The sequence below is a fragment of the Pseudoruegeria sp. HB172150 genome, assembly GCF_013184805.1.
Taxonomy (GTDB): domain Bacteria; phylum Pseudomonadota; class Alphaproteobacteria; order Rhodobacterales; family Rhodobacteraceae; genus Psychromarinibacter.
Genome location: NZ_JAATNG010000001.1, coordinates 1,278,133 through 1,294,166, shown reverse-complemented (window position 1 = coordinate 1,294,166; position 16,034 = coordinate 1,278,133). Strand labels below are relative to the sequence as shown.

15 protein-coding genes are annotated in these 16,034 nt (G+C 63.6%); 10 read left to right on the top strand and 5 right to left on the bottom strand.

Features of this window, described 5'->3' with window-relative positions:
* Nucleotides 1–110 precede the first annotated feature (110 nt).
* Both HCO70_RS06275 and HCO70_RS06270 read left to right on the top strand, forming a co-directional pair.
* Nucleotides 111–1,133 carry a glycosyltransferase family 2 protein gene (locus HCO70_RS06275; protein ID WP_172294105.1) on the top strand — a complete coding sequence of 341 codons (1,023 nt, stop codon included), beginning with the start codon at nucleotides 111–113 and terminating at the stop codon, nucleotides 1,131–1,133.
* Nucleotides 1,130–3,082 (top strand): GtrA family protein, encoded by a 1,953-nt coding sequence (locus HCO70_RS06270; RefSeq protein WP_172294103.1) that lies wholly within the window; start codon nucleotides 1,130–1,132, stop codon nucleotides 3,080–3,082. The genes HCO70_RS06275 and HCO70_RS06270 overlap by 4 nt, the downstream gene beginning before the upstream one ends.
* Here HCO70_RS06270 and HCO70_RS06265 read toward each other — a convergent pair.
* Nucleotides 3,079–5,856 carry a glutamine-synthetase adenylyltransferase gene (locus HCO70_RS06265; protein ID WP_172294101.1) on the bottom strand — a complete coding sequence of 926 codons (2,778 nt, stop codon included), beginning with the start codon at nucleotides 5,854–5,856 and terminating at the stop codon, nucleotides 3,079–3,081. The two genes, HCO70_RS06270 and HCO70_RS06265, sit on opposite strands and share 4 nt — an antisense overlap.
* Before the next feature lie 39 nt (nucleotides 5,857–5,895).
* Nucleotides 5,896–6,270, bottom strand: coding sequence for a DUF4440 domain-containing protein (locus HCO70_RS06260; RefSeq protein WP_253913124.1), 375 nt, complete (start codon nucleotides 6,268–6,270; stop codon nucleotides 5,896–5,898).
* 67 nt (nucleotides 6,271–6,337) lie between these two features.
* Between HCO70_RS06260 and HCO70_RS06255 the strand changes: the two genes are divergently transcribed.
* From HCO70_RS06255 to HCO70_RS06245, 3 genes are all read left to right on the top strand, one after another.
* Entirely contained in the window at nucleotides 6,338–6,805 is a 468-nt protein-coding gene (locus HCO70_RS06255; RefSeq protein WP_172294097.1) for a YbaK/EbsC family protein, read from the top strand.
* Between the two features lie 208 nt (nucleotides 6,806–7,013).
* Entirely contained in the window at nucleotides 7,014–7,433 is a 420-nt protein-coding gene (locus tag HCO70_RS06250; protein ID WP_172294095.1) for a DUF2852 domain-containing protein, read from the top strand.
* A 164-nt stretch (nucleotides 7,434–7,597) separates the two neighbouring features.
* The gene (locus HCO70_RS06245; protein WP_172294093.1) at nucleotides 7,598–8,428 is read left to right on the top strand and encodes an arginyltransferase; all 831 of its coding nucleotides are present in this window, start codon (nucleotides 7,598–7,600) and stop codon (nucleotides 8,426–8,428) included.
* Between the two features lie 64 nt (nucleotides 8,429–8,492).
* On the opposite strand, the gene HCO70_RS06240 is transcribed toward HCO70_RS06245, so the two are convergent.
* The 3 genes from HCO70_RS06240 to pdxH form a co-directional block, all read right to left on the bottom strand.
* The gene (locus tag HCO70_RS06240; protein ID WP_371742195.1) at nucleotides 8,493–8,936 is read right to left on the bottom strand and encodes a DUF192 domain-containing protein; all 444 of its coding nucleotides are present in this window, start codon (nucleotides 8,934–8,936) and stop codon (nucleotides 8,493–8,495) included.
* A gap of 23 nt (nucleotides 8,937–8,959) precedes the next feature.
* Complete coding sequence (locus HCO70_RS06235; protein ID WP_172294091.1) at nucleotides 8,960–9,496, bottom strand: cold-shock protein; 537 nt, start codon at nucleotides 9,494–9,496, stop codon at nucleotides 8,960–8,962.
* A gap of 127 nt (nucleotides 9,497–9,623) precedes the next feature.
* Nucleotides 9,624–10,244, bottom strand: a complete 621-nt coding sequence (pdxH, locus tag HCO70_RS06230) for a pyridoxamine 5'-phosphate oxidase (RefSeq protein ID WP_172294089.1) — start codon at nucleotides 10,242–10,244, stop codon at nucleotides 9,624–9,626.
* A 144-nt stretch (nucleotides 10,245–10,388) separates the two neighbouring features.
* Between pdxH and fabI the strand changes: the two genes are divergently transcribed.
* The 5 genes from fabI to trpE all read left to right on the top strand — a co-directional run bounded on the left by fabI (nucleotide 10,389) and on the right by trpE (nucleotide 15,966).
* Nucleotides 10,389–11,195: an enoyl-ACP reductase FabI gene (fabI, locus tag HCO70_RS06225; protein WP_172294087.1), complete on the top strand. Its 807-nt coding sequence runs from the start codon at nucleotides 10,389–10,391 to the stop codon at nucleotides 11,193–11,195.
* 9 nt (nucleotides 11,196–11,204) lie between these two features.
* Entirely contained in the window at nucleotides 11,205–11,801 is a 597-nt protein-coding gene (locus HCO70_RS06220) for a LysE family translocator (protein WP_172294085.1), read from the top strand.
* 10 nt (nucleotides 11,802–11,811) lie between these two features.
* A complete protein-coding gene (gpt, locus tag HCO70_RS06215) occupies nucleotides 11,812–12,315 on the top strand; it encodes a xanthine phosphoribosyltransferase (protein ID WP_172294083.1) in 504 nt (167 codons plus the stop codon).
* Between the two features lie 129 nt (nucleotides 12,316–12,444).
* On the top strand, nucleotides 12,445–14,448 hold the full coding sequence (locus tag HCO70_RS06210) for a peptidyl-prolyl cis-trans isomerase (protein WP_172294081.1): 2,004 nt from the start codon (nucleotides 12,445–12,447) through the stop codon (nucleotides 14,446–14,448).
* A gap of 3 nt (nucleotides 14,449–14,451) precedes the next feature.
* The gene (gene trpE, locus HCO70_RS06205; RefSeq protein WP_172294079.1) at nucleotides 14,452–15,966 is read left to right on the top strand and encodes an anthranilate synthase component I; all 1,515 of its coding nucleotides are present in this window, start codon (nucleotides 14,452–14,454) and stop codon (nucleotides 15,964–15,966) included.
* Nucleotides 15,967–16,034: the final 68 nt, after the last annotated feature.

Genomic DNA, 16,034 nt, shown 5'->3' with positions numbered 1-16,034 from the left:
TGCGGCGCCCGCGCCCAGCAAAGCGAAATTGCGACAGTCCCGCGGAAAAGAACGGCACGGCTTGCCCGAAAACGCTCCGCGACCGTATTCTGCGCCCGCAACCGGCAGGAATGGCCGGCGCATCGGAGGACAGAGCAATTACGACGCAAGCGCCGCGGGTCTCCGCCGTCGTCCCATGCTATCAGGAAGAGGCCACGCTGCCAGAGCTGCACCGGCGGCTGACCGGGGCCTGCGCGGACGCGGTGGGCGACGCCTACGAGATCGTGCTGATCGACGACGGCTCCTGCGACCGCACCTGGGAAACGATTGCGAAGCTCAGCGACGCCGACCCGAGAGTGGTGGGCGTCAAGCTGGCGCGCAACCATGGCCACCAGATTGCACTGACCGCGGGACTGGAACTGTGCCGGGGCGACCGCATCTTCATCCTCGATGCCGACCTGCAGGACCCGCCCGAACTGCTGGCGCCGATGATGGCGAAGATGGACGAGGGCTTTGACGTCGTTTACGGCCAGCGCCGGGAACGTGCCGGCGAAACCTGGTTCAAACGCGCTTCGGCCAAAGCCTTTTACCGGCTGCTCAGCCGGCTCTCCGACACTCCGATCCCGCGCGATACCGGGGATTTCCGGCTGATGTCCCGCCGGGTCCTCGATGTGCTCAAATCTATGCCCGAACGCCAGCGCTTCGTCCGCGGTATGGTGGCCTGGGCCGGGTTCTCGCAGGTGGCCTTTCCCTACGAGCGCGACGCGCGCCATGCGGGCGAGACCAACTATTCGCTGAAAAAGATGCTCGGGCTCAGCACCGATGCGATCACCGGTTTCTCGATCGTGCCGCTCAAGCTCGCCTCCTGGCTTGGCTTCGTCTTCGCGGCGATCGCGATGGGCCTGATCGTCTATTCACTCGCAAGCTGGCTGTTCTTTTCCACCGTATCGGGCTGGACCAGTTTGATTATCGTGTTCCTTGTCCTGAGTAGCGTACAGCTGTTGGTGCTCGGGGTGATCGGCGAATACCTCGGCCGGCTGTTCATCGAAGCCAAACAGCGGCCGGTCTTCATTGTTGACAGGGTACTCGTGGGAGGTACCGAGATGCCGCCCAAGCTGCGGCTGGAAGAAGCGTCCGGGAGTTCGCTGGCGTGAGCGAAGCGCGGGCAGCCGGCACACGTCTGGCGGTCGACTTCGCCAAGTTCGGCGCGGTCGGCGTCGTCAACACGCTGGTCGGTTACCTGACCATACTAGCTGCGATGACTTGGGCCGGCCTGGCGCCTGTGCCTGCGAATGTCGTCGGCTACGCCGTGGGGCTCTGCGTTTCCTTCGTGTTGAACCGGCGTTTCACCTTCGCCGGGCGCGGAGGTGGCGGCATCGGTCAGGTTCTGGGATTTTTCGCCGTGTTCGCACTGTCCTACGGCCTGAACCTGCTGGTGCTGCGGGAAGCGTTATTCCTCCTCGCACCCGCCTGGGCGCAGGCACTGGCGATGGTATCCTATACCGTCTGTTTTTTCCTCCTGTCGCGGGCATTCGTCTTTCCGGAAACCGAGGCAAAGGTGCCTCCGGTCTTCGCTGCACTCGATACCGTCGCGCGCTCCCCGGTAAGCTGGGCGTTCGGGCTGATCATCCTTGCCGTGCTGTCCGCACCGCTCGGACTGCCGCACGGCTGGGGCGGCAACGAGATCAATTATTTCGATCTCGGCCACCGCGTGATGCATCCCGAGAAATTCACCGAACTTCACGCCGCGAACGACGATTCCAATGCACGTCTGGTGAGCCTCGGGCTTATCGGCATTGCCATCGACCTGTTCGGCTTCGAGGGGGCGCATACGGTTCTGACGTTCCTTTGCTGGGCGGCGATGTGCCTGGGTCTCGTATACCTGGCGCGCGGCCTGAGACTTTCGCCTGCGGCCCTGATCCTTGGACTTGCTGCCTATTTCGGCGGGCGTCAGATGCTGATCGGCGGCGAATGGCTGTTTGGCGGCGTCGAGGGCAAGGTCCTGGCCTACGCGGCGGTCTTTTTCGCCCTGGGTCTCGCGTTGCGCGGCCGTTACATGCCTGCGGTCATGCTGGCAGCGCTGGCAGCCTATTTCCACTTCCTCGTCGGCGGCTTTTGGGGGCTCGCGCTTCTGGCTCTGGGCCGCCTCCAGGGCCGGTCCTGGCGCGATCTCGTTCCGCCCTTCGCGCTTTTCGTTCTACTGCTGCTGCCTCTGGCTGGACTTCTGGTTCAGGAAAGGCTGCTGGCCGAAAAGCCCGACCTGACCGGCCTGCCGTTCGGACCCGAGGTCATCTATGCGGTCTATCGGAACCCGCACCACCTGGCGCCCTATGCCTCGCCGGAATGGTTCGCGGCGAACTGGCGGCCCGGTCTGATCTGGGCCGGTCTCATGGCGATGACGCTGCTGATGCTGATCAGGATCGTGCCGGAACGCCGGGTCGCGATGAGCTGGGTGGCCGGGTTGAACATTTACATCGTCGCGGCCTTCGTGATCGCCTGGCTCGACCGGCACACACATGCACTTGCGCCGTTCTATCTGTTCCGTCCGATGTCGCTGACCACGCTTCTGACGCTGATGCTGGGAACTCAGGCCCTGATCGCCCCTCTGCCCGCAACCGGGCAACGACTGTTTGCCGCAGCAGCGGTTGCGGTATTCGCCGTCCTTTCGGTTCCCGCCGCGCTGACCGCCGCGCGCGAGGCATTCACAGAACCCGATCTGGCCGAGGAACTGGACGACGAGGAACGCGCACTGGTCGACTGGCTGCGGACCGAGACGCCCGGGGATGCCGTACTGCTATTCGACATCTGGCCGCAGCAATATGTGCGGCGGGCATCCGTGGCGTTTTTCGGGCTGGAGCGGCTGACCGAACGGCCCTTGATGGTAATGTTCAAGTTCGTGCCAACCGGCACAACCGGTCTGGTGCGGTGGTACCGGCTGATCCAGTGGCGGGAAGAAGTCTTCGCCGGCGATTGCGACGCGGTGCTGAAGGAGCCCGTGGATTATCTGATCACGCGGGAACTGCCGGCCGAAGGGCTGACTGCTTGTACCGAACCTGCCTGGCAGGACGGCAGCTTCACCGTGCTGAAGGTGATACGGGACTAGCCCGGCGTGCGGGTCAACGCAGCATCGATGATCGCGGCAGCTTCCTCCGCCAGTTCCGTCAGTTCCGCCGCCAGGCCGTCGAAGCTTTCGGCACCAGTCTGGCGCAACAGAAAGTTGCGGCCGCCCTCGCCCAGTTCCTCCACCTTCAGGCTGCCGCCGGTCAGCAGGCGCGAGGCTGCCTGGACCTGCCAGAAACGGCGATAGGCATGGGTAAGACGTTGGACGTCTTCGGGACTGAGCCAGCCGACGCCCTGTCCCGCCAGCAATTGCTCCGGTACGCGCCGCTCGGGTTTCCCGGCTAGCAGCGTGGCGGCCTGTGCGAGCAATTCGATATCAGTCATCCGCCCCGATCCCCGCTTGCCCTCCCATTGGGTCTCGGCAGGCTTCGCCTCGGCGACACGCTGGCGCATCTCGGCGACATCGTGAAGCACCTTGGCCGCATCGACAGCCTTCGATAGCAGCTCCTCCCGAAAAGCCTCTATCTCGGCACCCAGCGTTCGGGTGCCCGCGACCACACGGGCACGGGTCAGGGCGAGGTGTTCCCAAGTCCAGGCTTCCTCGCGCTGATAGGTCCGGAACGCGGACCAGGATGTGGCGACCGGTCCCTGCCGGCCCGAGGGACGCAGGCGCATGTCGATTTCATACAGAATCCCCTCTGCCATCGGTGCCGTCATCGCAGTGACAAAGGCCTGGGTCAGACGGGAATAATAGGTTCCGGCGGACAATGGGCGTCTGCCGTCCGAAACGGAATCGCTCTCTGCGTCGTAAATGACGATCAGATCGAGATCGGACCCGGCCGAAAGCTGGCGCGCGCCAAGCGATCCCATGCCCATGACTGCCGCGCCTCGGCCCGGCATGTCACCATGTTTGCGGGCGAAATCGCGTACCACCACGGGGCAGACGACATCCAGCACCGCCTCGGCCAGATCCGCATATTGCTGGCCCGCCTCCTCGGCGTCGATCAGCGCGCGCAGGTGGTGCACGCCGACGCGGAAATGCCATTCCTTCAGCCAGCGTCGCGCGGCATCCAGCTTTTGCTCGAAATCGTCCGCCGCGACGATCTGTGCGGTGAGGCGCTTCTTCAACGCTTGAAGACCGGGCCACGGTTCGAAAAAGGCGCCGCCGATCACCGCATCAAAAACCTGAGAGTTGCGGCCCAGATACTGCGCAAGACCCGGCGCCGTTGCGGCGATATCGGCGATCAGGTCGATCAGCTGCGGGTTCGCCTCGAACAACGAGAACACCTGAACACCCGCAGGCAGCCCGTGCAGGAACCCGTCGAAGCTTTCCAGCGCCTCCAGCGGCCTCGCCGACTGTTGAAGCCGCTCCAGAAGATCCGGCTTCAACCGCTCGAAGATCGCAACCGCGCGCGAGGAACGCAGCGCCGGATAGTTCGACCAGCGGTCGACAATGGCCTGAACATCCTCATCGATTTCCGGCGCTTCTCCGTTGTCATGCGGTGCAAAGAAGCTTTCCGTCAGTTCGTGTACCGTCGACAGCCGCTCGAACAGATCCTGCCGCAGATCGGCCTCGTCCCGGTCCATGAACGCGGCCAGCCGGGCAAACCCCTCGTCGTCCTGCGGCAGTTCATGGGTCTGCGCGTCCGCAATCATCTGCACCCGGTGCTCTACCTCTCGATGCGCACGGTAGGCGTCGGTCAGCGTGTCCGCGGCATCTTCCGGCACCCACCCGGCTGCGACAAGCCGCGCCAGCCCCTCGACCGTTCCACGTACCCGCAACGACGGATCGCGCCCTCCGGCGATGATCTGTCGCGTCTGAGTGAAGAACTCGATCTCGCGGATGCCGCCGCGGCCAAGCTTCATGTCATGGCCCTCGAGCGTAATCGGCCCGTGCAGCCCCTTATGGGCGCGGATCCGCAGCCGCATGTCGTGCGCGTCCTGTATCGCCGCGAAGTCGAGATGCTTGCGCCAGACGAACGGAGTGAGATGCTCCAGGAACCGTTCACCCGCCACCAGATCCCCGGCGCACGCCCGCGCCTTGACATATGCGGCACGCTCCCACGTGCGGCCGACGCTTTCGTAATAGGTCTCCGCCGCCTCCATCGACAGGCAGACCGGCGTTACCGAGGCATCGGGACGAAGCCGCAGGTCGGTGCGAAAGACGTAGCCGTCCCTCGTGATGTCCGACAGCGTATGCGCCATGTTGCGTGTGGCCCGCACCAGCGCGGCGCGGGCGTCGTGGTAATTCTCGCGATGCCGCTCGCCGTCAAACAGGACAATGAGGTCTATGTCGGAGGAATAGTTCAGCTCTCCCGCGCCCATCTTGCCCATGGCCAGCGCAAACGTACCCGCCGCGTCGGCCACATCCGCGTCGGTGGCGCCGGGAAGCTTTCCGCGAGAGATCTCTGTCGCGACCGCGGCCTTCAATGCCAGGTCGGTGGCGAGATCCGCGAAACCGGTCAGCGCGCCGGTGACCTGTTCCAGCGCCCAGACGCCGCCAAGATCCGCAAGCGCAATCAGCAACGCCGCGCGCCGCTTCGCCCGCCGCAGACCGGCGTGCAAGTCGCTGATTTCCAACGCGCTTGTATCGGACAGGATGTTTTCGAATGCGGCTTCCGGCGGCTGGGTCAAAGCCGCTTCCAGCCACTCGCTTTCCTTCGCGATCAGCCCGCCGAGATACGGGCTGCAACCCGCCGTTCCTTCCACCAGTGCGCGCAGTTCGGGGGCCAGCCCGGGGAACAACGCAGCGGCTTCCTTTCCTCTGTCCGCATCATACGGACGTGGGCAACGAGACAATCGGGACGCAAACACCATGCCAGATATCTGGGGTGCCCGGCCCTGCCGGGTCAAGCCTCAGACCGGGGCCGGGTCATCGGTGGAGCTGTCCTGACTGAACGTGTTCAGCCAGCGCCCCCCACGTTCCTCCCAGATCGAACTGACATACATCGCCTCGGACGTGTCCGCGCCCTTCCGGATGTAGTCGGCACGATACGCCAGCAGCGCCCTGCCCGGCCCCAGGGGCACCAGCCGCGGCGCGCTGATTTCATAAAGTTCAACAGTCGGGCCATCGGAAATCTGGTCCACATGGCAGGCGCGTTCGGCATAACCTGTGGAATAGACGCCAAGGAAATCCTCAGCCAGCAGCGCCTCGTCCGCAGCAGCATCGCCGGCCACCAGCGCCTCCCAGACCTGCGTTTCGAGGGAAAGGAAAAAGTCCAGATCATTCATGAGTCGAACGCTTGCACCCATTCTCCCGGTCCGTAAAGTGCCGCGACCGGCGAAAACGGAGGCGGGTATGAGCAAGAGCCTGAAACGCGTGCGCGCCGCCCTGGAAGCGGCACAGCTTGAGGCCGACATCCGCGAGGTCGGACAGGCCCGCACGGCAGCCGAAGCCGCCGAATCCGCAGGCTGTCATTTAGACCAGATCGCCAAGTCGATCATCTTTCGCGGCGAAGAGAGCGGCACGGCGCTGCTGTTCCTGACCGCGGGCGGTAATCAGGTCGTTGCCGACAAGGCCAGCGCGCTCGCGGGCGAGGCGCTCGGCAAGGCCGATGCCGACCTGATCCGCGCTCAGACCGGGTTTGCGATCGGCGGTGTTGCGCCGATCGGTCACCTCAACCCGATCCGCGCCTGGCTCGATCCCCGGCTCGCGGAGTTCGATGTTGTCTGGGCCGCTGCTGGTACGCCACGCCACATCTTTCCGATATCGCCTGCGGATCTGGAACGCCTGACCGGGGCAGCTAAGGCCGATTTCATCGCCTGAGGCAGTCGGATCAGGCCGCCGGCCCTCGTCCAGCCAGCCTTAAAATGTCTTCGCGATATACATCTATCCATTTGACGTAAAACGGTTTTCAAAATTAATGTAAAAAACATTCACATCCCCTCTTGAACGGCGGCCGGATTCGGCCAATCTAGGCAATGTGAAAGACATTCACATAAAGTCACACCGAACCGGAAAGGACAAGACAGTCATGAGTTCCGTCGCCACCTGGCCTTCGCAGGCCGAGACCTGGCTCGATGAGCGCGGAAAAGGAGCATGGATCATCGCGATGATCCTCGGCTTTATCGTCTTCTGGCCCATCGGCCTCGCCCTTCTGGCATACATGATCTGGAGCAAACGTATGTTCAATGGATGCAGCCGTCGCGGCCATAACCACCAGCACCGCCATATGCGGCACGGGCTGAAACCCACCGGCAACCAGGCTTTCGACAGCTACAAGTCGGAAACCCTGCGCCGCCTCGAAGAAGAACAGGAAGCCTTCGAAGCCTTCCTGCAGCGGCTTCGGGAAGCCAAGGACAAGGCCGAGTTCGACCAGTTCATGGAAGACCGTGCCAAACGTCAGCAGGATGACGAAGATATCAAGAACGGCGCCGAGCCCGTCACCATCTGACCGGCGCCCGTCAGAACCGGCCCCTTTGTCCCCAGGGGCCGGTTCACGTGTGGAAAAAAGCTTCACAATTGAATGATGTATCCCCATTTCGGGGGAGTCCGTAGGGGCTTGGCGACAGCGCCCGGCATTGCTAACCTCGCTGCAATTGACGAACTGCCGGGCTCATGCGCCATACACTCCCCATCGCGCCGCAATTCTATGTGACGGCTCCTCAACCCTGCCCCTATCTCGAGGGGCGGATGGAACGGAAGTTGTTCACGGCATTGCAGGGGGAATATGCCGAAAAGCTGAACGACACGCTATCTGCGCAGGGCTTCCGGCGATCGCAGAACGTGTTGTACCGCCCCTCCTGCGCAGAATGCTCAGCATGCCTGTCTGCCCGGGTACGTGTGGCAGATTTCAAACCGTCTAAAAGCCAGCGCCGCACTGAAAAGCGCAATTCCGATCTGAAACGCGAGGCGACCTCGCCCTGGGCGACGGAAGAGCAGTACCAGCTGTTCCGCGATTATCTCGACAGCCGCCACGCGGATGGTGGCATGGCTGACATGGATATCTTCGAGTTCGCCGCGATGATCGAGGAGACGCCGGTCCGCTCGCGCGTCATTGAATACAGTGCGCCCGACGAAAACGGCGTGGAGCAACTGGCGGCCGTTTGCCTGACCGACGTGCTCGATGACGGGCTGTCGATGGTTTACAGCTTCTACGATCCCGACCGGCCGCGGTCGAGCCTTGGCACCTACGTGATCCTCGATCACATCCGCATCGCGCAGGAGGCGGGGCTGCCCTACGTGTATCTCGGCTACTGGGTGCCCGGCAGCCCCAAGATGGGTTACAAGGCCAACTTTGCCGCGCTCGAGGTTTACAAGGAAGGCGAGTGGCAGGAGATCGGCGATCCGGCGCGGCATTCGGCGGCAACGCACCCGCTTTCTACCGATCCGATCGCCGAACAGGTCGCCCGCATCAACCTCCCCGGCAGTCATCCGGTCAAGGGCTGAGAGCTTCCGAAGGATCCAGCAACTGTTGCAGGTCTTGCTGAGGCGGCCGCGTGTGCCGGAAAGGCTATTCGCAGGGCCAGGCGGCCAAGGCCTGATCGACCGCCGGGTGACGCATCTCGCTGCCCGGTGTGATGCCAAGTAACGCCGCCATGCCGCCGTTGACCTCCAATACGAACTGGATGTCATTTCCACCGGGAATCGGGGTCTCGTCCAACGGCACCGCATTCTCATGCACCTTGCGCACGACCCCATCCGCACCCATGAAAATCATGTCGAGCGGAATCAGAGTGTTGCGCATCCAGAACGCCACCGTCGCCGGTTGCGGATAAACGAACAGCATTCCGGCCTTCGCAGGCATGCTTTCGCGATGCATCAGCCCTTGGGTGATTTCCTCGCGGTCATCTGCAATCTCGACAGTGAACTGGGTCTGGCCACTCTCGGTGCGGAACTCCGCCGAGCTATCCGAACAAGCGGCCCACGCACCACCCCCATGGGTCAGGGCGATCAGCGCCGCCCCGGCGAAGTATTGCTTCAAGGTTTCGTCCTCAGCACCGAATCCCAGGCCGCAACCTGCGCAGCCATGCGTCCACGATGCCCCTGCACCACCCGCAAGGCAACCGCCTCACCGGGTTGCAGGTCCGCCAAACCGGAACGACGCAGCACTTCTATGTGAACGAACACATCTTCGGGCCGGCCGAACACATTGGCGAAACCAAAGCCCTTCGCCTTGTCGAACCACTTCACCCGTGCCGGCTCGTAAGGGATATCGTCAAGCTGCACATCGCCAGCTTCGGCAGGGATTTCCGCAAGCGCCGGTGCGCCATCGTCCTCTGGCGGTTCGATGCTGCGGACCTCGACCGCCTGAACGCCGCGCGGAGTTTCCTGCACGAGAAGAGTTATTCGCGATCCGTCGGCGACCGAACTCTGTCCGAAATTGCGCAGAACATTTGCATGCAAAAGAATATCCGGCCCGCCGAAATCGGGTACCACGAAGCCGAAGCCTTTAGATGGGTCGAACCATTTAACCTGGCCCTCGACCGCATCAAAATTATGATTCCCGTCCGTCATCCCTAGTCATCCGGTCCCCCGGCCGCTTCACCGGGTGTCATTAATTAACACGTTGTCACAGATCGGAGGGAAGATTCCATCCTAAACACGAAAATAATTAACATTGCACCTCACTTTCGAGGTGGGGCTAGGGACTTAACCTGTCGACTGCCCAGTCCGACAGCAAATCGGTACGCCGCCATCGAAAGCGGTCATGCAGACGGAACTCCCCGTCTGCCCAGAACTCGAACTCCAATGGCCGGATCCGGAAACCGCCCCAGTGCGGCGGCCGGTTCGGAGCCGTCCCGTGGATAACACCTGCTCTGGCTACCTCGGCCATCAGTGCAGCGCGGCTCTTGAGAGGTTGCGACTGCTTGGAGGCCCATGCGCCCAGTCTGCTTTGCAGCGGGCGGTTCGCGTAATAGTCGTCGGCCTGGGCGCCATTCTCCTTCTCGACCAGACCACGCACGCGAATCTGTCGCTTGAGCGATTTCCAGTGCAGCACAAACGCCGCCTTACCGCTAGCGTCAAGTTCCCTGCCCTTTTGGCTATCGTAATTGGTATAAAAGACGAAACTGTCGTCGTGCAGCCCGCGCAGCAGCACCATCCGTACATTGGGAAGACCGGATTCGTCGACAGTGGCCAGGGCTATCGCATCGGGATCGGACGGTTCGCTCTCGCGCGCCTCGTCCATCCATGCGCGCACCAGCGCAAATGGATCGTCACCGGCAAACTTGCCGCTGCGTTCGCTGCCGTTGCCTCCGCTCATCGCGCCTCCCCCGATCCTGAACACCGCAACGGCGTAATCCGCTTCGCCTTTGGAAACAACCCTATTCGCAGTCGGCGGTACCCTTGATGCGACCGATCCAATGGCCTAAAGCAATCCGCACCGATTTGGACCGAGAGGCAGCCCATGACGACAAACCTGATGGCGGGAAAGCGCGGCTTGATCATGGGGCTGGCCAATGACAAGTCGATCGCGTGGGGTATAGCCAAGGCGCTGTCCGACGCCGGCGCAGAGCTTGCCTTCTCCTATCAGGGCGACGCACTCAAGAAGCGAGTTGACCCTCTGGCGGCACAACTTGGATCCGAGCTTGTGCTCCCCTGCGACGTTTCGGACGAATCCAGCATCGACGACCTTTTCGGCACACTTGCCGAAAAATGGGGCAAGATCGACTTCGCGGTGCATGCAATTGGCTTCTCGGACAAGAACGAGTTGCGTGGCCGCTACGTCGACACGAGCCGCGACAATTTCACGATGACGATGGATATCTCCGTCTTCTCGTTCACCGCCGTGGCAAAGCGCGCGGCGGCGATGATGCCCGATGGCGGTTCGCTGCTGACCCTCACCTACTACGGGGCCGAGCGGGTCATGCCGCATTATAATGTGATGGGCGTCGCCAAGGCGGCGCTGGAGGCATCGGTCCGTTATCTGGCGGAAGACCTTGGCAAGGACGGCATCCGCGTCAACGCGATCAGCGCCGGGCCGATCAAGACCCTGGCGGCCAGCGGCATCGGCGACTTCCGCTACATCATGAAGTGGAACGAGTACAACTCGCCGCTCCGCCGCAACGTGACGACCGACGACGTGGGCAATTCCGCGCTGTACCTGCTGTCCCATCTGGGAGCCGGGGTTACCGGAGAGACCCATCATGTCGATTCCGGCTATCACGTCGTGGGCATGAAGGCGGTCGACGCTCCCGATATCCAGAAGGCCTGAGGCGGCGCGATGGACCTCGCCCATCTCCTCGCTTTCAACATTGCCATCATAGGTGCGCTGGCGTCTCCGGGTCCCGCCTTCCTGTCAGTGATGCGAAGCTCCCTGACCGGCGGGCGCCGGGCCGGGATCCTTTGCGCCATAGGTCTTGCTGTGGCCGTGTGCGTCTGGAGCCTTCTGGCGATCGTCGGACTGACCGCGCTCTTCGCGCTGGTGCCATGGGCCTATCTGGCACTGAAGATCGCCGGCGCCGGCTATCTTATCTGGCTGGCGGTCTCGTTGTGGCGCAACGCCGACAAGCCGGTCGAGACCGGTGACGGCAAGGGGCTGTCGGGCTTCCGGCTTGGCCTCTTCGTCAATCTGTCGAACCCCAAGGCCGTGTTCTTCGTCGCCGCGATCTTCGCCACGGTGTTTCCGGAAATGCCGCGCGGCGCCGATGCAGCGCTGATCCTGGCCAACCACTTCGTGCTCGAAGCCCTGTGGTATTCCGGCTGCGCGCTGATATTCGCCTCGGCACCGGTTCGCAGCGCCTACATGCGCGCCAAGGCATGGCTCGACCGCGCCGCAGCCGCCATTCTCGGCCTTCTCGCCGTTCGCATCGCCAGTTGAGGACAGTTCCATGACCGACCGCCTGCCGCATGAAAAGGGATTTCACGTTTCCTGGGACCAGATTCACCGCGACTCGCGCGCCCTGGCGTGGCGGCTCGACGGCAAGGGACCGGATGAAGGTGCCTGGCGGGCGGTGGTCGCGATTACAAGGGGCGGCATGGCCCCGGCGATGATCGTCGCGCGAGAGCTGGATATCCGCACTGTCGATACGATCAGCGTCAAAAGCTACGACCACCAGTCGCAATCGGACGCGAAGGTACTGAAGGCGCCCGACGCGGACATGATGGGCGACGGCACTGGCATCCTCGTGGTCGACGATCTGGTCGATACCGGCAAGACGCTGGAACTGGTGCGCGATATGTATCCGCACGCGCATTTCGCGACGGTCTATGCCAAGCCTCAGGGCGAACCGATGGTGGATACCTTCATCACCGGGGTCAGCCAGGACACCTGGATCTTCTTCCCTTGGGACATGGCGCTGCAATACGTGGAACCCTACCGGGGCCGCGACTAGGACCAGCCCGCTTGGACAGAACGCCGGACCGATCAGTCCCGGCCAACAGGCGCACGGCAGCCCTTGCTCCCCTGTCCCGCCACCATTACACACCGCTGACACGCGCAAGAAACCGAAGGAACCCGGTCGATGGCTAAGAAGAAATCCGCATCCCAAGTCGCGGTCTGGGTCATCCTGGCTCTGTTGATCGTCGGCCTCGCGGGCTTCGGCGCGACGAATTTCGGAGGCTCTGTCAATTCCATCGGCACCGTCGGTGACCGCGAGATCACGGTGAACCGCTACGCGCGCGAACTGCAGCAGGAGATGAACCGCCTGTCGCAGCAGTTCGGCACCAATATCGGCTTCCCGCAGGCGCAGATGTTCGGCATCGACCAGGCGGTGTTGTCCCGCATCTTCGCCACGGCGGCGCTGGAGAACGAGGCCGAAGAAATCGGCATCTCGGTGGGCGACAACCGCGTGCGCGACCAGCTTACATCGATGCCCGGCCTGCAGGGGCTTGACGGAGAATTCGATCGCGAAGGCTATCGCTTCGCACTGCAGCAGGCGGGCATGAGCGAGGGCGAGTTTGAAGACGGTCTTCGCTCCGACATGTCGCGCGGGATCCTGCAAAACGCGGCCACAGCTGCCGCCGGGATACCGGAAAGCTACATCAACACGCTCCTGAACTACGGCGGCGAAACCCGCGACATCACCTGGACCTCGCTGACACCGGAAGATCTGGCGGAACCCATCGCAGATCCGACCGAAGAAGAGCTGCAGGCCTATTGGGAAGAGCATCAGGACGCCTTCATGCTGCCCGAGACCCGCGACGTCACCTATGCCTGGGTCACTCCCGCGATGATCGCCGGCACCATCGAAGGTGACGACGAGGCCCTTCGCCGTCTCTACGAAGACCACGCAGACGAATACATCCAGCCCGAACGGCGCCTTGTCGAACGGCTGAACTTCACTTCGGCGGATGCGGCGCAAGAGGCTCTGGACGCCATCGAAGCGGGCGAAAAGACTTTCGAGGACGTGGTCGCGGAGCGCGGCCTGACACTGGCCGACATCGACCTTGGCGACATGACCGAGGCCGATCTCGGCCCCGCCGGCGAAGCCGTCTTCGCGCTGACCGGGCCGGGCCTTGCCGGCCCCGTCGCCAACGACCTTGGGGCTGCGATCTACCGGATGAACGGCGTTCTCGAAGCGCAGGAAACGCCCTTCGAGGAAGCGCGCGAACAGCTGCTGGTCGAATACCGCACCGACGCCGCCCGCCGCGCAATCGCGGACATGATCGACAGCACCGACGACCTGCTCGCAGGCGGCGCCACGCTCGAGGAACTGGCGGACGAAACCGACATGGAAATCGGACAGATCGACTGGACCGACGGGTCCAGCGAAGGCATCGCCGCCTACCCCGAGTTCCGCGAGGCGGCTGCCGAAACCAATGTCGGCGACTTCCCCGAGATCCTGCAAACGTCCGACGGCGGCATCTTCGCCCTGCGGGTCAACGCCGTGAACGAAGCGCGCGTCGAACCCTTCGAGGACGCCCGCGACAAGGTCGAAGCCGAATGGCGCCGCGCCGAAACCGTGACGGCCCTCGCGGAACAGGCCGCATCGCTGGCCGCCGACATGGGTGAAGGCACCCTGCCGACCGGACAGGACACCGCGCCCGAAGTCGCTGCCGACGGTGACACAGCCGAGGAAACAGCCGAAGCCCCGGCGGACGACGACAGCACGGCCACCACCGAGGAAGCGACCGCCGAAGACACCGACGCCGCCACCCCGGAAGAAGAAACAGCCGAAGCGCCCGAACCGGCCGCGCCGGTCATGAACACCGAGACCCGCCTCGCCCGCGACGGTTTCGTCCCGGACACCCCGGATGATTTCGTCGACACCGTCTTTGCGATGGCCCCCGACGAGGTGAAGGTCATCGAAGGCAACGAAGGCGTCTTCGTCGTCCGCGTCGACGCAGTCACGCCGCCGGATCTCGACGATCCGAATATCGCGCAGATCGCCGATCAGCTGCGCACCCAACTGACCGGCGCCGTTGGCGACGACATTCTGTCCTCCTTCGCCAGCGCGGTTCAGACAGAGGCCGGAACGACCATCAACCAGTCGGCGCTGAATGCCGTCCACGCACAGATGCAGTAACCGATGGCACAGCTGATCCCTTCCTACGAAGCCTTCGCCAAAGGCTACGAAAGCGGCGCGAACCAGATTGTCTATGCCCGGCTGGCCGCCGATCTCGACACACCCGTGTCGCTGATGCTGAAACTGACCGAAGCACGTCAGGACAGCTTCATGCTGGAATCCGTGACCGGCGGCGAGGTGCGCGGGCGCTACTCGATCATCGGCATGAAGCCGGACCTGATCTGGCGCTGCAACGGCGAGGCATCCGAACTGAACCGGACGGCCCGCTTCGATCCCGACGCCTTCGACGTGCTGCCGGGCTCTCCGCTCGACACGCTGCGCGGCGTGATCGCCGAAAGCAGGATAGACCTGCCCGACGATCTGCCCGCGGCCTCCGCCGGCCTCTTCGGCTATCTCGGCTACGACATGATCCGGCTGGTGGAACGTCTGCCGGACATCAACCCTGACCCGCTCGGCCTGCCCGACGCGATGATGATCCGCCCCTCGGTGATCGCGGTTCTGGACGGGGTCAAGGGCGAGGTCACCGTCGTGTCTCCGGCCTGGGTCGGCTCCGGCCTGTCGGCCCGCGCCGCCTATGCCCAGGCGGCAGAGCGGGTGATGGACGCGGTCCGCGACCTCGAACGCGTGCCCGCGGATACCAGCCGGGACCTCGGCGAAGAGGCGGTCCTGGGAGAGATGGTGTCGAACTTCACGCACGAGGGCTATCTGGCCGCGGTGGAGAAGGCCAAGGAATACATCCGCGCGGGCGACATCTTTCAGGTCGTGCCGTCGCAGCGCTGGAAGCAGGACTTCCCGCTGCCGCCCTTCGCGCTCTACCGCTCGCTCCGGCGCACCAACCCGTCGCCCTTCATGTTCTTCTTCAACTTCGGCGGCTTCCAGGTCATCGGCGCGAGCCCCGAAATCCTCGTCCGCGTCTTCGGGGGCGAGGTGACGATCCGTCCGATCGCCGGCACCCGCCCCCGCGGCGCGACGCCGGAGGCCGACCGCGCCTATGAAGAAGAGCTGCTGGCCGACACGAAGGAGCGCGCCGAACACCTGATGCTTCTGGATCTCGGCCGCAACGACGTGGGACGCGTGGCCAGGATCGGCACCGTGCGCCCGACCGAGCAGTTCATCGTCGAACGCTACAGCCATGTGATGCACATCGTCTCGAACGTGGTGGGCGAACTGGCCGACGATCAGGACGCCCTGTCCGCCTTTCTCGCGGGCATGCCTGCGGGCACCGTGTCCGGCGCGCCGAAGGTGCGGGCGATGGAGATCATCGACGAACTGGAACCGGAAAAGCGCGGCGTCTACGGCGGCGGCGTGGGGTATTTCAGCGCCGGCGGCGACATGGACATGTGCATCGCGCTGCGCACGGCGGTTCTGAAGGGCACGGACCTCTACATCCAGGCCGGTGGCGGCGTGGTCTATGACAGCGATCCCGAGGCGGAGTTCCAGGAAACCGTGAACAAGTCCAAGGCGATCCAGGCAGCAGCGCAGGACGCCGGCCGGTTCACCGGGAACGGCAACCGCTGAGGCTAATCAGTTAAGAGCAATCAGTTAAGAGAGCGCCTGCGGCGCGATCTTTCTGGCACTTCGTGCGA

Excerpts from the sequence above, each read along its gene's own strand:
- HCO70_RS06250 (WP_172294095.1), top strand. The coding sequence starts at position 7,014 with ATGAGTTCCGTCGCCACCTGGCCTTCGCAGGCCGAGACCTGGCTCGAT.
- HCO70_RS06245 (WP_172294093.1), top strand. The coding sequence starts at position 7,598 with ATGCGCCATACACTCCCCATCGCGCCGCAATTCTATGTGACGGCTCCT.
- HCO70_RS06265 (WP_172294101.1), bottom strand. The coding sequence starts at position 5,856 with ATGGTGTTTGCGTCCCGATTGTCTCGTTGCCCACGTCCGTATGATGCG.
- trpE (WP_172294079.1), top strand. The coding sequence starts at position 14,452 with ATGGCACAGCTGATCCCTTCCTACGAAGCCTTCGCCAAAGGCTACGAA.
- fabI (WP_172294087.1), top strand. The coding sequence starts at position 10,389 with ATGACGACAAACCTGATGGCGGGAAAGCGCGGCTTGATCATGGGGCTG.
- HCO70_RS06260 (WP_253913124.1), bottom strand. The coding sequence starts at position 6,270 with ATGAATGATCTGGACTTTTTCCTTTCCCTCGAAACGCAGGTCTGGGAG.
- HCO70_RS06235 (WP_172294091.1), bottom strand. The coding sequence starts at position 9,496 with ATGACGGACGGGAATCATAATTTTGATGCGGTCGAGGGCCAGGTTAAA.
- pdxH (WP_172294089.1), bottom strand. The coding sequence starts at position 10,244 with ATGAGCGGAGGCAACGGCAGCGAACGCAGCGGCAAGTTTGCCGGTGAC.
- HCO70_RS06210 (WP_172294081.1), top strand. The coding sequence starts at position 12,445 with ATGGCTAAGAAGAAATCCGCATCCCAAGTCGCGGTCTGGGTCATCCTG.
- HCO70_RS06275 (WP_172294105.1), top strand. The coding sequence starts at position 111 with ATGGCCGGCGCATCGGAGGACAGAGCAATTACGACGCAAGCGCCGCGG.
- HCO70_RS06255 (WP_172294097.1), top strand. The coding sequence starts at position 6,338 with ATGAGCAAGAGCCTGAAACGCGTGCGCGCCGCCCTGGAAGCGGCACAG.
- gpt (WP_172294083.1), top strand. The coding sequence starts at position 11,812 with ATGACCGACCGCCTGCCGCATGAAAAGGGATTTCACGTTTCCTGGGAC.
- HCO70_RS06220 (WP_172294085.1), top strand. The coding sequence starts at position 11,205 with ATGGACCTCGCCCATCTCCTCGCTTTCAACATTGCCATCATAGGTGCG.